The organism is Seohaeicola saemankumensis, assembly GCF_042678485.1.
Taxonomy (GTDB): domain Bacteria; phylum Pseudomonadota; class Alphaproteobacteria; order Rhodobacterales; family Rhodobacteraceae; genus Seohaeicola; species Seohaeicola saemankumensis.
The window spans coordinates 502,648-521,080 of record NZ_JBHTKR010000002.1 but is presented as its reverse complement, the minus strand read 5'-3'; the positions used below and the strand labels follow the sequence as shown (position 1 = coordinate 521,080).

General features: G+C 63.9%; 18 protein-coding genes, 1 tRNA gene and 1 pseudogene. 6 read left to right on the top strand and 14 right to left on the bottom strand.

Going from position 1 to position 18,433, the window contains the following annotated elements; genetic code table 11:
• The first annotated feature begins 5 nt into the window (after nucleotides 1-5).
• Both ACFQ3C_RS06335 and ACFQ3C_RS06330 read left to right on the top strand, forming a co-directional pair.
• Nucleotides 6-1,376, top strand: a complete 1,371-nt coding sequence (locus ACFQ3C_RS06335; RefSeq protein WP_380789690.1) for a pyruvate dehydrogenase complex E1 component subunit beta — start codon at nucleotides 6-8, stop codon at nucleotides 1,374-1,376.
• Between the two features lie 11 nt (nucleotides 1,377-1,387).
• Nucleotides 1,388-2,710 (top strand): pyruvate dehydrogenase complex dihydrolipoamide acetyltransferase, encoded by a 1,323-nt coding sequence (locus ACFQ3C_RS06330; RefSeq protein WP_380789688.1) that lies wholly within the window; start codon nucleotides 1,388-1,390, stop codon nucleotides 2,708-2,710.
• Between the two features lie 76 nt (nucleotides 2,711-2,786).
• On the opposite strand, the gene cysE is transcribed toward ACFQ3C_RS06330, so the two are convergent.
• From cysE to fabD, 9 genes and pseudogenes are all read right to left on the bottom strand, one after another.
• Nucleotides 2,787-3,596: a serine O-acetyltransferase gene (cysE, locus tag ACFQ3C_RS06325; RefSeq protein WP_380789821.1), complete on the bottom strand. Its 810-nt coding sequence runs from the start codon at nucleotides 3,594-3,596 to the stop codon at nucleotides 2,787-2,789.
• A gap of 120 nt (nucleotides 3,597-3,716) precedes the next feature.
• Nucleotides 3,717-3,953 (bottom strand): annotated as a pseudogene (locus tag ACFQ3C_RS18900) (DUF7742 family protein); the annotation flags it as partial.
• A gap of 11 nt (nucleotides 3,954-3,964) precedes the next feature.
• On the bottom strand, nucleotides 3,965-6,430 hold the full coding sequence (locus ACFQ3C_RS06320) for a baseplate megatron protein TIM-barrel domain-containing protein (RefSeq protein ID WP_380789686.1): 2,466 nt from the start codon (nucleotides 6,428-6,430) through the stop codon (nucleotides 3,965-3,967).
• Nucleotides 6,336-6,638: a hypothetical protein gene (locus ACFQ3C_RS06315; RefSeq protein WP_380789684.1), complete on the bottom strand. Its 303-nt coding sequence runs from the start codon at nucleotides 6,636-6,638 to the stop codon at nucleotides 6,336-6,338. Before ACFQ3C_RS06315 ends, ACFQ3C_RS06320 begins: the two co-directional genes overlap by 95 nt.
• A gap of 279 nt (nucleotides 6,639-6,917) precedes the next feature.
• A complete protein-coding gene (gene mltG / locus ACFQ3C_RS06310; protein ID WP_380789682.1) occupies nucleotides 6,918-8,084 on the bottom strand; it encodes an endolytic transglycosylase MltG in 1,167 nt (388 codons plus the stop codon).
• Nucleotides 8,084-9,343 carry a beta-ketoacyl-ACP synthase II gene (gene fabF / locus ACFQ3C_RS06305; protein WP_380789680.1) on the bottom strand — a complete coding sequence of 420 codons (1,260 nt, stop codon included), beginning with the start codon at nucleotides 9,341-9,343 and terminating at the stop codon, nucleotides 8,084-8,086. The genes mltG and fabF overlap by 1 nt, the downstream gene beginning before the upstream one ends.
• Before the next feature lie 219 nt (nucleotides 9,344-9,562).
• The gene (locus ACFQ3C_RS06300; protein ID WP_068293114.1) at nucleotides 9,563-9,796 is read right to left on the bottom strand and encodes an acyl carrier protein; all 234 of its coding nucleotides are present in this window, start codon (nucleotides 9,794-9,796) and stop codon (nucleotides 9,563-9,565) included.
• Between the two features lie 227 nt (nucleotides 9,797-10,023).
• The gene (fabG, locus tag ACFQ3C_RS06295; RefSeq protein ID WP_380789676.1) at nucleotides 10,024-10,761 is read right to left on the bottom strand and encodes a 3-oxoacyl-[acyl-carrier-protein] reductase; all 738 of its coding nucleotides are present in this window, start codon (nucleotides 10,759-10,761) and stop codon (nucleotides 10,024-10,026) included.
• Between the two features lie 9 nt (nucleotides 10,762-10,770).
• The gene (fabD, locus tag ACFQ3C_RS06290) at nucleotides 10,771-11,709 is read right to left on the bottom strand and encodes an ACP S-malonyltransferase (RefSeq protein WP_380789673.1); all 939 of its coding nucleotides are present in this window, start codon (nucleotides 11,707-11,709) and stop codon (nucleotides 10,771-10,773) included.
• Between the two features lie 213 nt (nucleotides 11,710-11,922).
• On the opposite strand from fabD, the gene ACFQ3C_RS06285 reads away from it, so the two are divergent.
• Nucleotides 11,923-13,143, top strand: coding sequence for a cytochrome b/b6 domain-containing protein (locus tag ACFQ3C_RS06285; RefSeq protein WP_380789669.1), 1,221 nt, complete (start codon nucleotides 11,923-11,925; stop codon nucleotides 13,141-13,143).
• Between the two features lie 80 nt (nucleotides 13,144-13,223).
• Here the strand turns inward: ACFQ3C_RS06285 and ACFQ3C_RS06280 are convergent, their stop codons facing one another.
• Together ACFQ3C_RS06280 and ACFQ3C_RS06275 are read right to left on the bottom strand one after the other, a co-directional pair.
• Complete coding sequence (locus ACFQ3C_RS06280; RefSeq protein ID WP_380789666.1) at nucleotides 13,224-13,805, bottom strand: YceI family protein; 582 nt, start codon at nucleotides 13,803-13,805, stop codon at nucleotides 13,224-13,226.
• 144 nt (nucleotides 13,806-13,949) lie between these two features.
• A complete protein-coding gene (locus ACFQ3C_RS06275; protein WP_380789663.1) occupies nucleotides 13,950-14,438 on the bottom strand; it encodes a hypothetical protein in 489 nt (162 codons plus the stop codon).
• Nucleotides 14,439-14,764: 326 nt separating this feature from the next.
• Here ACFQ3C_RS06275 and rpsF point away from each other — a divergent pair, with 326 nt between their 5' ends.
• The 3 genes from rpsF to rplI are packed head-to-tail and all read left to right on the top strand — an operon-like array spanning nucleotide 14,765 to nucleotide 16,050.
• Nucleotides 14,765-15,196 carry a 30S ribosomal protein S6 gene (gene rpsF, locus ACFQ3C_RS06270; protein WP_380789660.1) on the top strand — a complete coding sequence of 144 codons (432 nt, stop codon included), beginning with the start codon at nucleotides 14,765-14,767 and terminating at the stop codon, nucleotides 15,194-15,196.
• A 29-nt stretch (nucleotides 15,197-15,225) separates the two neighbouring features.
• Nucleotides 15,226-15,453 carry a 30S ribosomal protein S18 gene (gene rpsR / locus ACFQ3C_RS06265; RefSeq protein ID WP_068292848.1) on the top strand — a complete coding sequence of 76 codons (228 nt, stop codon included), beginning with the start codon at nucleotides 15,226-15,228 and terminating at the stop codon, nucleotides 15,451-15,453.
• Between the two features lie 12 nt (nucleotides 15,454-15,465).
• Entirely contained in the window at nucleotides 15,466-16,050 is a 585-nt protein-coding gene (gene rplI / locus ACFQ3C_RS06260; RefSeq protein WP_380789655.1) for a 50S ribosomal protein L9, read from the top strand.
• A gap of 90 nt (nucleotides 16,051-16,140) precedes the next feature.
• Here rplI and ACFQ3C_RS06255 read toward each other — a convergent pair whose 3' ends face one another.
• The 3 genes from ACFQ3C_RS06255 to ACFQ3C_RS06245 form a co-directional block, all read right to left on the bottom strand.
• Entirely contained in the window at nucleotides 16,141-16,557 is a 417-nt protein-coding gene (locus tag ACFQ3C_RS06255) for a DUF1330 domain-containing protein (protein WP_380789653.1), read from the bottom strand.
• A 161-nt stretch (nucleotides 16,558-16,718) separates the two neighbouring features.
• Nucleotides 16,719-18,053 carry a trigger factor gene (tig, locus tag ACFQ3C_RS06250; RefSeq protein ID WP_380789650.1) on the bottom strand — a complete coding sequence of 445 codons (1,335 nt, stop codon included), beginning with the start codon at nucleotides 18,051-18,053 and terminating at the stop codon, nucleotides 16,719-16,721.
• 24 nt (nucleotides 18,054-18,077) lie between these two features.
• Nucleotides 18,078-18,162: transfer RNA gene (locus tag ACFQ3C_RS06245), tRNA-Leu, on the bottom strand.
• Nucleotides 18,163-18,433 lie beyond the last annotated feature (271 nt).

Here is an 18,433-nt window from a genome sequence, read left to right as displayed (position 1 = left end):
GAACAATGGCAACTGAAATCCTGATGCCCGCCCTGTCGCCCACGATGGAAGAGGGCACGCTGGCCAAATGGCTGGTCAAGAAAGGCGATACCGTCAAGGCAGGCGATATCCTGGCCGAGATCGAGACCGACAAGGCCACGATGGAATTCGAGGCGGTGGACGAGGGTGTGATCGGCAAGCTGCTGGTCGCGGAAGGCACCGAAGGCGTGAAGGTCAACGTGGCAATCGCCCTGCTGCTTGAGGACGGTGAAAGCGCCGATGCCGCAGCGCCGGCAAAGACCGCAGCCGCACCAAAGGCCGAGCCTGCGCCAGCTCCGGCGGCGGCGGCCCCTGCCCCCGCGCCTGCTGCCCCCAAGGCGGCCAGGATGCAGCCCGACTGGCCCGAGGGCACGGAAACCCGCAAGCAGACCGTGCGCGAGGCATTGCGCGATGGCATGGCAGAGGAAATGCGCCGCGATCCATCGGTGTTCCTGATGGGCGAGGAAGTGGCCGAGTATCAGGGCGCCTACAAGATCAGCCAGGGCATGCTGGACGAGTTCGGCCCCAAGCGGGTGATCGACACGCCGATCACCGAGCACGGGTTCACCGGTATCGCCGTGGGTGCGGCCTTTGGCGGATTGCGGCCCATCGTGGAGTTCATGACCTTCAACTTCGCCATGCAGGCGATCGACCAGATCATCAACTCGGCCGCCAAGACGCTTTACATGTCGGGCGGCCAGATGGGCGCACCGATGGTGTTTCGTGGCCCCAACGGGGCGGCGGCGCGCGTGGGCGCGCAGCACAGCCAGGATTATGCGGCATGGTATGCACAGATCCCCGGCCTGAAAGTGGTGATGCCCTATTCGGCCTCGGACTACAAAGGGCTGATGAAGACGGCGATCCGCGATCCGAACCCGGTCATCTTCCTTGAGAACGAGATCCTTTACGGGCGCAGCTTCGATGTGCCGGTCCTTGAGGATTACACCGTGCCCTTCGGCAAGGCCAAGATCTGGCGCGAGGGCACCGATGTGACCATCGTCAGCTTCGGCATAGGCATGACCTATGCGCTGGAAGCGGCGGAGCGTCTGGAAAAGGACGGGATCAGCGCCGAGGTGATCGACCTGCGGACCCTGCGCCCGCTGGATTACGACACGCTGATCGCATCGGTGATGAAGACCAACCGTTGCGTGACCGTCGAGGAGGGCTTCCCCGTCGCCTCGATCGGGAACCACCTTTCGGCCTATATCATGGAAAACGCCTTCGATTATCTGGATGCGCCCGTGATCAACTGCACCGGCAAGGATGTGCCCATGCCCTATGCGGCCAACCTTGAAAAGCTGGCGCTGGTGACGACCGATGAGGTTGTCGCGGCCGTGAAAAAAGTGACCTACCGCTAAGGAGACACGCGATGCCTGTTGAAATTCTGATGCCCGCGCTGTCGCCCACGATGGAAGAGGGCACGCTGGCGAAATGGCTGGTCAAGGAAGGTGATACCGTATCAGCGGGTGACCTTCTGGCCGAGATCGAAACCGACAAGGCCACGATGGAGTTCGAGGCCGTGGACGAGGGCGTCATCGGCAAGCTCCTGGTGGCCGAGGGCACCGAGGGGGTAAAGGTCAATTCGCCCATCGCGCTGCTGCTGGAGGATGGCGAAAGCGCATCCGACGCAAAGGCGGCGGCCCCCAAGGCGGAAACCGCCAAGGCCGAGACCCCGAAAGCCGAGGCGGCTGCTGCCCCGGCCGCGGCGACGCCTGCCCCTGCAGCGCCCAAGGCCGCTGATGGTGGGCGGGTCTTTGCCTCGCCGCTGGCGCGGCGGATCGCGGCTGACAAGGGGATTGATCTGTCCGGCCTCGCCGGGTCCGGCCCGCATGGGCGGATCGTCAAGGCCGATGTGGAAGGCGCAAGCCCGCAGGCGAAACCGGCCGCGGCGGCAGCCTCCGCAGCCCCTGCCCCGGCTGCGGCGGCAGCCAAGGCAGCGGCACCCGCCGCGATGCCCACAGGCCCCGCGACCGAGACGGTTCTGAAGATGTACGAGGGTCGCGCCTATACCGAGATCAAGCTGGACGGGATGCGCAAGACCATCGCCGCCCGCCTGACCGAGGCCAAGCAGACCATCCCGCATTTCTACCTGCGCCGGGATATCCAGCTGGATGCGCTGATGGCCTTCCGTGGCCAGTTGAACGCGCAGCTGGAAGGGCGCGGCGTGAAGCTGTCGGTCAATGACTTCATCATCAAGGCCTGTGCCCTTGCGCTGCAACAGGTGCCTGCCGCCAATGCGGTCTGGGCGGGCGACCGGGTGCTGCAACTCAAGCCGTCCGATGTGGCGGTGGCCGTTGCGATCGAGGGCGGTCTGTTCACGCCCGTGCTGAAAGATGCCGAGATGAAGTCGCTGTCGGCGCTGAGCGCCGAGATGAAGGATCTGGCAGCGCGCGCCAAGTCCAAGAAACTGGCGCCGCATGAATACCAGGGTGGCAGCTTTGCCATTTCCAACCTGGGCATGTTCGGGATCGATAATTTCGACGCCGTGATCAACCCGCCGCATGGCGCGATCCTGGCCGTGGGCGCAGGCGTCAAGAAACCCGTCGTGGGCAAGGATGGCGCGCTGGCCGTGGCCACCGTGATGTCGGTCACGCTGTCGGTGGATCACCGGGTGATCGACGGTGCGCTGGGGGCGGAACTGCTGCAGGCGATCAAGGACAACCTTGAAAACCCGATGGCCATGCTGGCCTGACCTGGCGGGTCTGACGACATGCAAAGGGCCGGATCATCGCAATGATCCGGCCCTTTTTCATCGCAAAATTCGTGCCTTACAGGCTGTCGCGCAGCAACTGGTCCATGGTGATGGACGGGGTGGCGCAGCCTGCCTCGCCCACGACCTTGGCGGGCACACCCGCGACCGTGGTTTTCGGCGGTACGTCATGCAGCACCACCGACCCCGCCGCGATGCGCGAGCAATGGCCGATATGGATATTGCCCAGCACCTTGGCCCCTGCCCCGATCAGCACGCCCTCGCCGATCTTGGGGTGACGATCTTCCTCTTCCTTGCCGGTGCCGCCCAGGGTCACGGAATGCAGCATCGACACGTTGTCACCCACCACGGCGGTTTCGCCGATCACGATGGAATGGGCATGGTCGATCATGATGCCCTTGCCGATCCGTGCCGCGGGATGGATATCGACGCCGAAGGTCTCGGACACGCGCATCTGGAAGAAATACGCCAGATCCTGACGTCCGCCCTGCCATAGCCAATGGGCAATACGGTAGGATTGCACGGCCTGGAAGCCCTTGAAGAACAACAGCGGTTGCAGGAACCGATGGCATGCCGGGTCGCGATCATAGACGGCCATGATATCGGCGCGCGCGGCCAGGGCCAGCGTGGGATCGTCGGCATAGGCTTCGTCGCAGATCTCGCGGATCAGCTGTTCCGACATCTCGCCAGAGGCCAGTTTCAGCGCGATGCGATAGGCCAGCGCGCATTCGATGGATCCGTGATGCAGCACGCTGGAATGGATCAATCCGCCCAGCATGGGCTCATCGACCACGGCCTTTTCGGCCTCGGTCAGGATGCGGTTCCAGACCGGGTCGATCTGGGCGATTTTGGTTTTGGTCTTGGGCATGGGTCCTGTCCTTTTCGGCGCCATGTTAAACCAGATAGGGGGGGTACGCCAAACGCAAAGCCGTGACCGGGCAAAAATTCCTGCGGGCGGGTCGCGACGGCTGGCAAGCTGAAGCAGGACAAGCGCAAGACAGCGGGCATAGTCGGGGGACTGCAACCCCGGCTCTCGTGGCAGGGCGGTGGTGTGCGCCCGCGCCATCAGCGTACCATTGCCCCAGGCCGGATGGGCGCGACCGAACCGCTTGCGATACCGATCGGCCGCATCGGCCTGCGCCAGCAGGCGCGCACAGGTGTCCGGGCGCTGTGGCGCGGGCAGGATCAGCAGATACCGCGCCAGGGCCGTCACATCGCCATGCATGACCGGGCGCATCAGGCGCCCAGGGTCAGGACGGCCCGAAAGCCCGGTCCGAAGCGGGCCGAGATCTGCGCCACATCGATGCGGACCGTCCCGCCCTGAAGATCGGCGATCCGGTCTGTCGCGGCATAGGTCCACACGGGGGTGGACAGCGTCAGCTCGCGCAGGATCCCGACGCCCTGCATGACGCGCAACTGGTAGCTTTCGGTTTCCTCGCCCAGGGGAATGTCGGGCGCCTCCCAGGCGTCCGCATCGATCCGCCCGCGCCTGACCCAGGTGATCCGCAACGCCCCGTCGGCCTGTGCCGCAGCGCGCAGATGCACCGGGGCCAGCGGCTTCAACCCGATCCCGGCAAAGCTGTCCTGCAACGCGATATAGGAGGGATCGTCCAGCGGACGCCAGGCCGGACCGATCCGGTAGTGGCGCAGCAGGCCACGCGCGCCCAAAGGCAGGTCGATCTGTTCGGGACGGCCATCCATCAGCACGAAAAAGCTGCCTTCGGGCCAGACCGAAGGGATCAGGGCATCGCTGCCAAGCTGTCCGCGCAAGAGGGTCTCCAACCGCCAGGTGTCCGGGGCGACAAGGGTGGCGCTGGCGAACTGGAACAGCTCCCACCGGTCGGGTGTGCCATCGCCCAGCGCCGCCAGGTTGCCACCCGCCAGCAGCGTCGGCAGGTCGATCGACGACAGCGCCCCGGATGTCAGCCTGACTGTAAAGGCGTCCCTTGCATGCAAAAGGCCCGGGCGCGCTGCGGGCAGCGCATCCTGCGTAACCCCGATGACAGCGGCCTGCGCCACGGTTCGGTTCAGCGCGAAGCCTTGCCCCGTGACCGAGGCATAGACTGCCGCCGCACCGGGCCAGGGTTCGGCGGTCACCGCGATATGGGGTGCATGGGGAACCTCGTCCCCTGTCATCAGCGGCAGATCCAGGAACAGCGGGAAGACCGGCAGCGGTGCAAGCGTCGGGCGGATGCTTGCCCCCTCATCCTCTGGCAGGTAGACGCCGGGATCGGCGCGGACCGCCTCGATCAGCTGCGCGGCCCCCAGTTCGACACGGTCGATGCGATAGGCCGCCCCGGTCGCGTCGCCCTCAAGGCGCAGAAGATCGCCCGCACCAAGATGCAGAAGCGATGGCGGCAGCGCCAGGCGCACCCCGTCCCGCGCGATGCGCGCTTCGGCCAGCCAGCGTTCGGTGATCTGGCGGCCTTCGGCGCGGGTCAGCAGCAAGGGCAGTTCCGAGGCGGCGACCGCATGGGTCGCCTCGTCCGGCATGACCGCTTCTTCGCTGATGGCGGGATAATCGGTATCGGATTGCACGAAACGCAGCCTGACACGTCCCGTCATCGCCGCTTCGGCCGCGCGGCTGTGCTGGGGGCGTGGCGGGCTTTCGGGCAGATCGACAAGTGCCGATACCGGCACCGGATGCGCCACCCCGTCACGGCGCATCACGAAGCGCAGCACGCCGTCGCGCTCCACCGCGTCAAAACCATGGGCCAGCATCAGCGGTTGCAGCGCGGCCCGCGCATCGGTGACCTGCGATATCGCATAGCCGCGCACAAGCCCGTGCAGCGTACCGGTGTCCTGCGAGGTGATCCCGGCGCGCGCACAGATTTCCCTGACGACAGAGGCAAGAGAGCGTGACGACAGCCGCCCCGTCACCCAATGCCCCCTGGCATAGTTCGGGGCATCGCCCCAGAGCCCGGCATTGGCCGGAAAGAACGGATAGGGCCGCGCATCCCAGGCCCAGACGAAGGCGCGCGCCATATCCAGCATCGGCCCGCCGTAGACCGACGAGACCGGGTTGTTTTCCGCCGCGCGCCAGTATCCCAGCATGGCGCGCAGGTATTGCATCTGGATCACCTCGTCGCGCTGCCCGTTGGAATGGGCGGGCAGGAAGGATTCCGAGGATTTGGGATCAAGGAAAACGTTCGGCTGGTTGGTGCCCTTGTCCACGGCCGGGCAACCCAGTTCGTCCACCCAGGCCCCATCGAATTGCGGACCGCGCAGGGATTCCGGCTCATGGGCCGAAAACGCCTGGGCGGTGGCGCCGTTCGGCCAGATCAGCATGCGCCGCGTGGCGTGCCATTCCGGCCGCCGGTCAGGCGGTGAACAGGCCAGGATTCCGCTTTCGCCAAAAACCATGACCTCGCGCACCTGGTCCAGGGTCTCGCCGACAAGGGCGATGCGGTGGCAGCGGCCCGGATCCAGCGGGCGCGAGCCTTCGACGCAGGCACGCACCCATTCCGCACCGGCCCGCGTCTTTCCGGCTCCGCGCCCGCCCATGATCACCCAGGAACGCCAGTTGCCGGCGGGCGGCAACTGGTGCGGCATGGCCCAGAAATCGAAAAGGAACGGCAGCGCAAGGATTTCATCCTCGCCCAGTTCGTCAAGGAACGATTTTTGGACCTCGGCAGGTTCGCAGGCGATCCAGTCGGCACCGGAGCTGAGATCGTGCTGCGTCGAAGTCGATGGCGTAGTCATGGGCGATACCTGTAGCTGCCTTGCGATATGTTTCAATTTCGGTCTCCACGTCGTTTGCTTGCTTCAGCCAATACCTGATGTCGGACAGCAGGCGGGCACCCTCGCGGATCGCGCCCTGGTCGCCGTCGGCAAAACGGGTCTGGTAATCTATGAGTTCCGATTTCATGATCTCCAACTGGAGGTCGATGATCCCGATCGTGACCTGCAAGGCCGCTGACCTGTCTTGCAACGGGTCATCAGGCCCCGCGCGGGGGACTGTCTCTGACATGATGCTTGCTCTGCCTCGCTGCTGTTGATCCCTGACCGCAAGACATGAAAAAACGGCGACCGGGTCACCCCGGCGCCGTTGACGCATTTCTTCCAGCTTTCACAACCTATACGCTAGACCGTGCGAAATGTCAAGTTTTCCTGACACCGAAAAACTTACAACCGCCCGATATCGTTAAGAAAATCTTAAGAAGCCACCGCCACCGATATGGGAAACCGATCAGTCAGACTGGCCTTTGCTTTCCTGCTCGGCTTCGATACGGCGCCATTCAGCCACGTTGCGGTTATGTTCTTCCAGCGTCACGGCAAAGGCATGGCCGCCAGTGCCGTCAGCCACAAAGAACACATAAGGCGTGTCATCGGGATCAAGTGCGGCTTCGATGCTGGCGCGCCCGGGATTGGCGATCGGCGTGGGCGGCAGACCTTCGATCACATATGTGTTCCAGGGTGTCTGCCCGCGCAACTCGCTCTGGCGCAGGCCGCGCCCCAGCACACCCTGCCCCTTGGTGATCCCATAGATCACCGTCGGATCGGTTTGCAGCCGCATGCCACGGTTCAGACGGTTCACGAAGACCGATGAAACCTGGCGTCGCTCCTCTGGAACGCCGGTTTCCTTCTCGATGATCGAGGCCAGGATCAGCGCCTCTTCGGGGCTTGCCAGTGGCAGCCCGTCAACCCGGTTGGCCCAGGCTTCCGCCAGGATGGACTGCTGGGCCGCAGTCATCCGGGCCAGCAGATCGGCACGGGTCTGACCGGGGATGACCTCATAGCTGTCAGGCGCCAGCGTGCCCTCGGCCGGAACCTCTGCCACATCGCCTTCAAGAACATCCAGACGCGACAGGGCGTCGACCACCTGCCAGCTGGTCACACCTTCGGCAAGGGCCACGCGATAGCGGGTGTCGGATTGCGCGCGGACCTGGGTATAGTCGCTGGGCGGCACGTCTTCGGCCGGATTGAAGCTGACCTTTTCCTCGTAGCGCGAGGTGACGGGATCCAGCTCGCGCACCACGACCGACGCACTGTTGACCCCGATGCGATAGACCACCTCGGTGCCGCAGGTGCTCGGCCCGCCGCGGGTGATGATATCCACAATCTCGGACATCGGCGTGCCGGGCGGAATCAGGAAGCTGCCAGCCTTCAGCAGATCGGATTTCTCGGTATAGTCCGCGCCCAGACGGAAGACGCGCGCATTGGTGATGGCGCCCTGGTCCTGCAGGTTGCGGCTGACGCGCGCAATGGAAGAGCCACGCTCGACCTGAAGGCAGATCGCCTGGTCCAGCGGGCCCTGCGCGGAATATTCACGCTGCCCCCAGAGAACGACCCCCGCCAGCAGAAAGACACCCACGATCAGAAACGTGACCGCGTTCGAGGCGATGTGACGCCACATCAGCCGACCTTTCCAAAGATGACGCTGGCATTTGTGCCGCCAAAGCCGAACGAGTTGGACAGCGCCACGTCGATCTTGCGCGGACGCTTGGCATTCGGGGCAAGATCAATCGTGGTCTGCACTGCCGGATTATCGAGGTTGATCGTCGGTGGCGCCACCTGATCGCGGATAGCCAGGATCGAAAAGATCGCCTCGATCGCGCCAGCCGCGCCCAGAAGATGGCCCGTGGCCGATTTGGTCGAACTCATCGTCACATTCGAGGCCGCATCGCCCAACAGGCGTTCGACAGCTGCCAGTTCGATGACATCGGCCATGGTCGATGTGCCATGGGCGTTGATGTAATCAATATCCGCAGGTTTCAGCCCGGCCCGCTCCAGCGCCGCCCTCATCGAGCGGTATCCCCCGTCGCCATCCTCGGCCGGGGCCGTGATGTGATAGGCATCACCCGACAGGCCATAGCCCAGAACCTCCGCATAGATCTTGGCGCCGCGCGCCTTTGCATGCTCATATTCCTCAAGCACGACAACGCCCGCGCCTTCGCCCATCACGAAACCGTCGCGATCCGCGTCATAGGGACGGCTGGCGGCCTTGGGATCGGCGCCACGCTTGGTGCTCAGCGCCTTGCAGGCGTTGAAACCGGCAATGCCGATTTCGCAGATCGCGGCCTCGGCGCCGCCGGCCACCATCACCTCGGCATCGCCCCACTGGATCAACCGGGCGGCATCGCCGATGGCATGGGCCCCGGTGGAACAGGCTGTCACGACCGCATGGTTCGGCCCCTTGAATCCGTAGCGGATGCTGACCTGGCCCGAGATCAGGTTGATCAGCGCGCCGGGAATAAAGAAGGGCGACACGCGCCGCGCGCCTTTTTCCTTGATCAGAAGTGTCGTCTGTTCGATCGACTGCAAGCCACCGATCCCCGAGCCCAGCATCACGCCGGTCCGCAGGCGGTCTTCCTCGGCCTCGGGCATCCAGCCCGAATCCTGCACGGCCTGTGTCGCGGCGGCCATGCCGTAAAGGATGAAATCATCGACCTTGCGGCGCTCCTTCGGCTCCATCCAGTCGTCGGGATTGAATGTGCCGTCGCTGCCGTCTCCGAAAGGAATCTCGCAGGCATAGGTCGTCAGCACGTTGCTCGGATCGAAACGTGTGATCGGACCTGCGCCCGATTCCCCCGCCAGCAGGCGTGTCCAAGTTTCCTCGACACCGCATGCCAAAGGTGTGACCAGGCCCAGCCCCGTGACAACCACTCGACGCATGACAAACCCCTTCCCTCATGTTCCTTCGTGCTCATAGCGCGCCTTCCCCCCCATGAGCAAGAGCAGGAGAACGCACGCCCCGCGACGATGCGGAACCCGGCAGCCCCCTGCGCGCAGATTGAGCAATGGCTGCAGACTGACACAATACTCTGGCGCGCCAATGAAAAAACCCCCGTCCGACGGACAGGGGTTCTTTATTTTTCTAAGATGCGTCGCGCCTCAGGAGGCTTCGGTGATGAATTTCACCGCGTCGCCGAAGGACTGGATGGTTTCTGCCGCGTCGTCGGGAATCTCGATGCCGAATTCCTCTTCGAAGGCCATCACCAGTTCGACCGTATCCAGGCTGTCAGCACCCAGATCGTCGATGAACGAAGCGTTCTCGACAACCTTGTCCTCGTCCACACCCAGATGTTCCACCACGATCTTCTTCACGCGGTCTGCGATATCGCTCATGTCCAAGTCCTCATACCGTTCGGGCGCTTTGCCCATTTATCTGCCCTTGCCCGAAGGCGCGGCACTTCGTGATGCCCTGTGTATCGGGCGGCTCGTCATCCCGCAAGGCAGGACGTCCAAGGGCGCCTGAAACGGCGCCCCCGGCAAATCTGCGTGGCCTATAGCACATGGTGCGCCATTGGCAAACGCTTTCCCCGCGCCCCGCACAGGACGGGGACAGCGCGGGATCAGATCATCGCCATCCCGCCGTTCACATGCAGTGTCGTACCAGTGACATAACCCGCCTCGGGGCTGGCAAGGTAAAGCACGGCCGCCGCGATTTCCTCGGGCGCGCCCATGCGCGCGGCCGGGATCTTGGTGTTGATCGCGGCCTTCTGATCGTCGTTCAGCTTGTCGGTCATGGCCGTCGCGATGAAACCGGGGGCGACCGCGTTGGCGGTGATTCCACGGCTGGCCACCTCATAGGCGATGGATTTCGTCATCCCCACCATGCCGGCCTTCGAGGCCGCGTAATTCGCCTGCCCCGGATTGCCGGTCGCGCCGACGATGGACGAGATGTTGATGATCCGGCCCCAGCGTGCCTTCATCATCGGGCGCATCACGCCACGGCACAGACGCATGGTCGAGGTCAGGTTCACATCCAGAACGCTTTGCCATTCGTCATCCGACATGCGCATGAAGATCTGGTCGCGGGTGATGCCTGCATTGTTGACCAGGATATCCACAGCACCCATCGCCTCGATCGCCTGCTTCGGAAGCGCCTCGACGGCGGCGGCATCGCTCAGGTTGCAGGGCAGCACATGCGCGCGGCTACCCAGCTCGGCGGCCAGCGCCTCAAGCGGCTCTACCCGCGTGCCGGACAGCGCCACGGTCGCGCCCGCGCCATGCAGCGCATGGGCAATCGCGCCGCCGATACCACCAGATGCGCCGGTGATCAGCGCGCATTTTCCTGTCAGATCAAACATGTCTTATCCTCAATTGGGGGCAGCAAGCGCTGCGGCCACGTCTTCGGGGGTGCCGATGGCGCGGCATTCCATCTCGCGCACGATCCGGCGGATCATGCCTGTCAGCGCCTTGCCTGCCCCCACTTCCCACGCTTCGGTCACACCTTCCGCCGCCATCCACATCACGCTTTCGCGCCAGCGGACCGAGCCTGTCACCTGCTCGACCAGCAAGGCCCGGATCAGGTCGGGGTCGCTGACCGCCTCGGCGCGCACATTGGCCACCAGCGGCACGGCGGGGGCATTCAACGTCACCTCCGCCAGCGCCGCGCGCATGACCTCTGCCGCGGGCTGCATCAGGGCGCAATGAAAGGGTGCGCTTACCGGCAGGATCACGGCGCGCTTGGCGCCCTTGCCGCGCGCGATCTCGACCGCGCGCTCCACGGCAGCCTTGTGGCCCGAGATCACGACCTGCGCCGGATCATTGTCATTCGCCGCCTGGCAGACCTGGCCCTGTGCCGCCTCATCCGCGACCGCGCGCGCAGTGTCGAAATCCAGACCCAGCAACGCCGCCATCGCCCCGACGCCGACCGGCACCGCCTCCTGCATGGCGCGCCCGCGCATCCGCAGCAGACGCGCGGCATCCGCCACGCTCAGTGCGCCTGCGGCCGCCAGCGCGGAATATTCGCCCAGCGAATGCCCCGCCACGAAAGCCGCATCCGTTACCTTGACGCCCTCTGCCTCCAGCGCGCGCATCACGGCAATGGATGTGGCCATCAGCGCGGGTTGGGCGTTCTGGGTCAAGGTCAGCGCGTCCTGCTCGCCCTCCCAGATCAGGGCGGACAGTTTCTCGCCCAGGGCGTCGTCCACCTCTTCGAACACGGCATTGGCCGCGGGATAGGCCTGTGCCAGGTCGCGTCCCATGCCGATGGCCTGCGCGCCCTGGCCTGGAAATACATAGGCTCTGCTCATCCTGTCCCCTCCGTCCTGCCGTGTCCTGGCGCCTGGCCCTGCGCGGTCATTTTGATCCCATAGGGCCCGAATAACGCGCCCGGCGCCCCGGTGCAACGCCCCAGCGCAACGCCCCAGCGCATTGCCGCACGTAGACTGTGCGGTCGGGCAGATTGGACCCGCGGCCTGCGTCACCTAAATTCCTCCTCGTGTAACCGCGCAGAGGAGCCCCCCATGCCCCGCACCAACACCGTCCAGACTTACGGCAGCGTCGCCAAGACATTTCACTGGCTGACAGCATTGCTGATCCTGACCGCGATTCCGCTGGGCCTGATCGCAACCGATCTGGCGCACAGGATCGCCGCGGGCGAGACCGCGCTGATCGTAGAGGCCACGCTGCTGTTCTCGTTGCACAAGACCATCGGCATCGCGGCCTTCCTGACCGCGCTGGGGCGCATTCTCTGGGCGCTGAGGCAACCCCGTCCCGGCCTGCTGAACGGCGCCCGCCCGGCCGAGGCGACGCTGGCCGGCATCGTTCACTGGCTGCTCTACGGGGCCATGCTGATGACACCGCTTTCAGGCTGGGTTCATCATGCCGCCACCACCGGGTTCGCCCCGATCTGGTGGCCGCTGGGCCAGACCCTGCCCTTCGTGCCGCAAAGCACCGTCGTCGCGGATGCGGCGACCACCGTCCATTTCCTGTCTTCCCGCGTGCTGATTGTCGCGATTCTGCTGCATGTCGGCGGCGCGCTGAAACACCATCTGATCGACCGTGACGACACCCTGCGCCGGATGCTGCCGCGCGCAAACGTGCGTCAAAGCCCCAGCGCGGCGCAACCGGGCCATGCGCTGCCGCTGCTGGCCGCGGGGGTCATCTGGCTTGGCATCATCACGGCGGGGGCGGCCCCGGCGCTGATCAACGTCAACAGGCCGGCGCCTGTCGCAGCCACGACCGCCGCGCCCGGCGATTGGCAGGTCCAGGAGGGCACGCTGGCCCTGGCGATCCGCCAGATGGGCAGCCCGGTCACCGGACAGTTCACGGACTGGAGCGCACAGATCAGCTTTGCCGACGACCCCGCGCAAGAGGTGAACGGCCGCGTCAGGGTCGAGATCACGATCGCGTCCCTCTCGCTTGGGACGGTGACCGGACAGGCGATGGGCGGGGATTTCTTCGATCAGGCGACACATCCACGCGCCGTGTTCGAAGGTGACATCCTGCGCCGCGACCAGGGGTTCGTGGCGGACGGGACCTTGACGATCAAGGATAATGCCGTGCCGGTCGCCCTGCCCTTTGATCTGGTGGTGACGGACGATCAGGCGCAGATGACCGGATCACTGACACTGGACCGCCGCGATTTCGGTATCGGCGGCAGCGTCACCGAGGAAAGCACCCTGGCCTTCGGCGTCGACATCACGGTGAACCTGACAGCGCAGCGCATGCCTGCCGCCAACTGATCCGGCATCGTATCGCAAACCATGAAAAAGGCCGCCGGAGATGTCCGGCGGCCTTTTGTCATTGGTCGGGAGAAAGCCGATTATTCAGCGGCTTTCATGGCCTCGATCGAGATCTGGATCGTCACTTCGTCGCTGACGAAGGGTGCGAAAGCGCCGACGTTGAAATCGCTGCGCAGCACGGTCGTGGTGGCATCGAAACCGGCCCAGGGCTGCTTCGCCATCGGGTGCTCGCCGACCTGGTTCAGTTTGGCGTCCAGCACGACGGCCTTGGTCACACCGTTCAGGGTTAGATCGCCGGTGATCAGGGCGGTGTTGTCGCCGGTCACTTCGATACCGGTGGACGTGAAGGTCACCATCTCGTCCTCGGTAGCGCCGAAGAAATCAGCGGACATGAAATGCGCGAAACGCTCTTCCCATCCGGTCAGCATCGACATGACCGGCATGGACACGGTCACGCTTGAATTGGCGGGGTCTTCCTGGTCGAACATGATCTCGCCGGCAAAGCCCGAGAACATGCCCCAGGTCGTGGAGTAGCCCAGGTGGTTGTAGGAAAACAGGATCTGGCTGTGGCTGGAATCCAGCATGTACTTTTCAGGCGCGGCAAATGCCGGTGCTGCGGTCAGTGCGGCGGCAAGTCCGAGGGCGGCAAGCGTGGTCTTCATCTGGGATCATCTCCTTGAGGATCGGTTTGAACAAGCCCTCAAGTTGCTGCCTTTTGCCGCCACGGCAACTCCGCAGGAAACCACATACCCTGTGAGAAGATGAACAACCCCGGAAGTTGTGCGGATGTCGGGGTTGCCGAAGGGTCAGACCGATTGCACCTGCTTTTGCAGCGACAGCAACTGGTCGCGTTCCAGCCCGGACAGTTCCAGCAGGATCTGGCCGCAATCCCCCCGCAGCAGAAGGCGGTCCTCGTCGATCACGACCTCGGTCAGCTTGTTCAGGGTGATCCTCTGACGAACCCGGCCGATGCCGTCATGGCCGCGCCGGATGTGGCGCAACTCTCCGGCGCGCCGGTCCAGATGGATTTCGTCACGCGCGGTCCGGCGACCCGCGTGCAGAAGAACCAGCCCCAGACACATGAACAAGACCGACACCCCAAGCCGCAGCAGCATCATCTGTGCATCCATGAGGGGCGCCGAGATCAGCCAGACACCGACCGCGGCCAGCATCAGAACGACACCGATGAAACGCGACAGGCCTGATACCGCGCGCCAGCCATGTCGGGGCGCCCTTTCCGGTGCAGCCTGTCCCTTGGTCGCACCCGCCGTTGCAGGCGAAAGAATAGACTTCACTGGCAAAACGTCTGAAAAAGAAACCATCTCACATCCTCCGTGCTATTGCTGCATTGTTCGATGCAATAAAGGCAGCAGTGCGGCACAAATCCGCTGAACTCGGGTCAAGACGCTTGCCGGGCCGGTTTCCGACAGCCCAAAGCACCATGCCGCGGGCGCCCGCCGCGACATGGCCCCAAAAGCGGCCTTGGTGCTTGCCATGCAAGGCGAACCATCGTATAGGCCGCGTTCCTTCCGCAGTTTCGTTGAACCGCGCAGTCTCTCGTGGATGGGTCGCGGAAGGATCGGCCCTCCTATGAAATGCGCTTGAAAAACAAGGAGTGCACATGCCGCTTTACGAGCATGTCTTCATTTCCCGCCAGGACCTGTCCAACACGCAGGCCGAGGGTCTCATCGAACATTTCGGCACAGTTCTTGCTGATAACGGCGGTTCCGTCGTGGACAGCGAATACTGGGGCGTCAAGACGATGGCCTACAAGATCAACAAGAACCGCAAGGGTCACTATGCCCTTCTGCGCACCGATGCACCGGCCACCGCCGTGCAGGAGATGGAGCGCCTGATGCGCCTGCATGACGATGTCATGCGCGTTCTGACCATCAAGGTCGATGAACATGTCGCAGGCCCCTCGGTGCAGATGCAGAAGCGCGACGATCGTGATCGTGGCGACCGGCCCGACCGTGGCGACCGCCCGGACCGTGGCGACCGTGGTGACCGCCCCGATCGCGGTGACCGCGGCGAACGCCGCGAACGCCGTTGATCATACGCCAGAACAAAGGACGCTAAACCATGGCTACAAAACCGTTTTTCCGTCGCCGCAAGGTCTGCCCCTTCTCGGGCGACAATGCTCCCGCGATCGACTACAAGGACACCCGTCTGCTGCAGCGCTACATTTCCGAGCGTGGCAAGATCGTACCGTCCCGCATCACCGCCGTTTCGGCAAAGAAGCAGCGTGAACTGTCGCGCGCCATCAAGCGCGCCCGCTTCCTCGCCCTGCTGCCCTATGCCGTGAAGTAAGGAGAAAAGCAGATGCAAGTAATCCTTCTTGAGCGCGTGGCCAAGCTGGGCCAGATGGGCGATGTCGTGTCCGTCAAGTCCGGTTTCGCACGCAACTACCTGCTGCCCCAGGGCAAGGCGCTGACCGCCTCCGAGCGTAACATCGCCGATTTCGAAGCCCGCAAGGCGCAGCTGGAAGCAAACAACCTGGAAACCCGCAAGGAAGCCGAAGCACTGGGCGCACGCCTGGCCGGTCAGACCTTCATCGTGATTCGCTCTGCCTCTGATGGCGGCGCGCTTTACGGGTCGGTCACGCCGCGCGATGCGGCCGAAGCAGCCGAAGCAGGTGGCTTTACCGTCGATCGCAAGCAGATCGTACTGACTCGTCCGATCAAGGATCTGGGCCTGCATGACGTGTCCGTCACGCTGCACCCCGAAGTCGAAGTGACGATCCAGCTGAACGTTGCCCGTTCCGCCGAAGAGGCGGAACTGCAGGCCGCGGGCAAATCGATCCAGGAACTGGCCGCCGAAGCCGAAGCCGAAGCGGAATTCGAAATCTCCGAACTCTTCGATGAGATCGGTGCCGCGAACGAAGACGGTGAGGACATGGGCCGCTAAGGCCCATCTGTCGCAAGACACCTTACCTTGGAAACCGCGCAGGCCCACCCTGCGCGGTTTTTTCATGGCTTGCGCTGATCAGCCGCCCGATCAGCCCGCGAAATTGTCGCCCAAGGGCAAGGGCGCGGTGCGGATCAGCCGGCTATCCGCCACGGCGGCCTGCCGATGCACCATCGCCGCACGATAATCCGGGTCCTTGATCATCTCGACAAAAGCCGCCACCGACGGGTATTCGGCGATGAAGCACAGATCCCACTGTTCGGATGCCGGTCCGATCAGCATCAACTCCATGGACCCGCGCCAGACGATACGCCCTCCCAACCGGGCCAATACGGGGGCCGCTCCCTGCCCATAAGCGGCATAGGCTTCAGCCCCGGTCGCCAACCGCCCATCGTCATAACGCGCACGTTCATGCAGACGCACCAGGTTGATCATGTGAATGGGACCGGGACGGTCACTGTCCCGAAACGCGCGAAAACCCTCGCCGGTGAAGCCCGTGAAATCCATAGCGCCCCCTTCCGTCTGACTGACGTGCCGCAGCTTGGGCGCGATGGTCCCACGCGGTCAAGCAGGGGCGGCGATCGCGATTGCCATGAAAAAGGGGCCACCCCGAAAAGGTGGCCCCCAAATGCGGCTTTGTGACATGCGACCCCAGGGGTCGGATGGGATCACTCTTCGTCCAGCGCCTCGACGGCTTTCTGAAGGTCTTCCTTGCTCACGTCCTTGTCGGTCACCGACGCCATGCCAAGGATATGGTCGACGACCTTGTCCTCGAAGATCGGCGCGCGCAGCTGCTGCTGCATCTGGGCGTTCTGCTGGATGAACTCGAAGAACTGACGCTCCTGGCCCGGATACTGGCGCGCCTGCGCCATCACCGCCTGGGTCATCTCGGCATCGGTCACTTCGATCTCGGCCTTGCGACCGGTTTCGGCCAGAAGCAGGCCCAGGCGCACGCGACGCTCGGCCAGCTTGTTATGCTCGTCGGTCGGTTCGATCTTGTCGTGGTTATGATCGTGGACATCGGGGTTTTCCTCGTGCCACAGCTGATGCGCGATCTGGTTCGCCTCGGCCTCGACCAGGCTGGGGGGCAGGTCGAACTTGACCAGACCATCCAGCGCATCCAGCAGGCCGCGCTTGACGATGGCGCGGGCAGCGCCGGCATATTCGGCTTCCAGACGCTCTGCGATCTGACCCTTCAGTGCGGCCAGATCATCGGCGCCGAATTTCTTGGCCAGCTCGTCATCGATGGCTGCGGCTTTCGGTTCCTTCACCGCTTTCACGGTGCAATCGAACACGGCGTCCTTGCCCGCCAGGTTGGCCGCGCCGTATTCCTCGGGGAACTTGACCGTCACGGCCTTTTCTTCACCGGCCTTCACGCCGACCAGCTGTTCTTCGAAACCCGGAATGAACGAGCCCGAGCCCAGAACCAGCGGGTAGTCTTCGGCGGAACCGCCTTCAAAGGCTTCCCCATCGACCTTGCCGACGAAATCGATCACGACCTGATCGCCGTCCTTGGCCTTGGAGCCTTTCTTGCGATCGGTGAAATCCTGCACAGTCTCCGCCAGCGAGGCCAGCGCCTCGTCGATGGCGGCGTTATCGGCCTTGGCCACCAGACGCTCCAGCTTGACGCCGCTCAGGTCCAGTTCGGGGATCTCGGGCAGTGCTTCATAGGCCATCTTGACCTTGACGTCGTCACCCTCTTTCCAGGTTTCGCCATCGACCATGGTGACCTGCGGCTGCAGCGCGGGACGGTCGCCCGTGGTTTCGAAATGCTGGCTCATGGCGCCATCGACGCTTTCCTGCATCGCTTCGCCCAGAACCTTCGGGCCAAACTGCTTCTTCAGCAGCGCCATCGGCACCTTGCCCTTGCGAAAGCCCTTCATTTCCACTTCGGGCTGGGCCTCGGCCAATTTCTCGTTGACCTTCGCTTCCAGCTCGGCGGCTGTCACGATGATCTCGTATTCACGCTTGAGGCCGTCTTTCAGGGTCTCGGTGACCTGCATTCTTTTCGTCCTTTTCCATATCTCTGGTGCGGGTGGAGGGACTTGAACCCCCACGCCTTGCGGCGCCAGAACCTAAATCTGGTGCGTCTACCAATTTCGCCACACCCGCGAAAACCAAACGCAGGCAACCCCATCCGGAAATGGAGGCTGCCCGCGGTTCCGGCGCTGTCTAGCAAACCCTGATAAGGGATGCGAGAGGAAAAATCGCCCCGACGCCAAGGTAGCAAGGGCGCTTGCAACCGTTCAGGCAAGGCGTTCGACCAAACCTGCCCTTCAGCGGGCGCATGGGGTCCGAGCTTCCAAATATCAGCAGGACATTCACCCGACATTCACCTATGTTGCGGTAAAAAAGAAAAAGAGCAGCGACCATGAAACAGGAC

Excerpts from the sequence above, each read along its gene's own strand:
- ACFQ3C_RS06300 (WP_068293114.1), bottom strand. The coding sequence starts at position 9,796 with ATGAGCGATATCGCAGACCGCGTGAAGAAGATCGTGGTGGAACATCTG.
- ACFQ3C_RS06285 (WP_380789669.1), top strand. The coding sequence starts at position 11,923 with ATGCCCCGCACCAACACCGTCCAGACTTACGGCAGCGTCGCCAAGACA.
- fabF (WP_380789680.1), bottom strand. The coding sequence starts at position 9,343 with ATGCGTCGAGTGGTTGTCACGGGGCTGGGCCTGGTCACACCTTTGGCA.
- ACFQ3C_RS06320 (WP_380789686.1), bottom strand. The coding sequence starts at position 6,430 with ATGACTACGCCATCGACTTCGACGCAGCACGATCTCAGCTCCGGTGCC.
- tig (WP_380789650.1), bottom strand. The coding sequence starts at position 18,053 with ATGCAGGTCACCGAGACCCTGAAAGACGGCCTCAAGCGTGAATACGAG.
- ACFQ3C_RS06255 (WP_380789653.1), bottom strand. The coding sequence starts at position 16,557 with ATGGATTTCACGGGCTTCACCGGCGAGGGTTTTCGCGCGTTTCGGGAC.
- ACFQ3C_RS06280 (WP_380789666.1), bottom strand. The coding sequence starts at position 13,805 with ATGAAGACCACGCTTGCCGCCCTCGGACTTGCCGCCGCACTGACCGCA.
- rpsR (WP_068292848.1), top strand. The coding sequence starts at position 15,226 with ATGGCTACAAAACCGTTTTTCCGTCGCCGCAAGGTCTGCCCCTTCTCG.
- fabD (WP_380789673.1), bottom strand. The coding sequence starts at position 11,709 with ATGAGCAGAGCCTATGTATTTCCAGGCCAGGGCGCGCAGGCCATCGGC.
- rplI (WP_380789655.1), top strand. The coding sequence starts at position 15,466 with ATGCAAGTAATCCTTCTTGAGCGCGTGGCCAAGCTGGGCCAGATGGGC.
- ACFQ3C_RS06335 (WP_380789690.1), top strand. The coding sequence starts at position 6 with ATGGCAACTGAAATCCTGATGCCCGCCCTGTCGCCCACGATGGAAGAG.
- rpsF (WP_380789660.1), top strand. The coding sequence starts at position 14,765 with ATGCCGCTTTACGAGCATGTCTTCATTTCCCGCCAGGACCTGTCCAAC.
- ACFQ3C_RS06330 (WP_380789688.1), top strand. The coding sequence starts at position 1,388 with ATGCCTGTTGAAATTCTGATGCCCGCGCTGTCGCCCACGATGGAAGAG.
- mltG (WP_380789682.1), bottom strand. The coding sequence starts at position 8,084 with ATGTGGCGTCACATCGCCTCGAACGCGGTCACGTTTCTGATCGTGGGT.
- fabG (WP_380789676.1), bottom strand. The coding sequence starts at position 10,761 with ATGTTTGATCTGACAGGAAAATGCGCGCTGATCACCGGCGCATCTGGT.
- cysE (WP_380789821.1), bottom strand. The coding sequence starts at position 3,596 with ATGCCCAAGACCAAAACCAAAATCGCCCAGATCGACCCGGTCTGGAAC.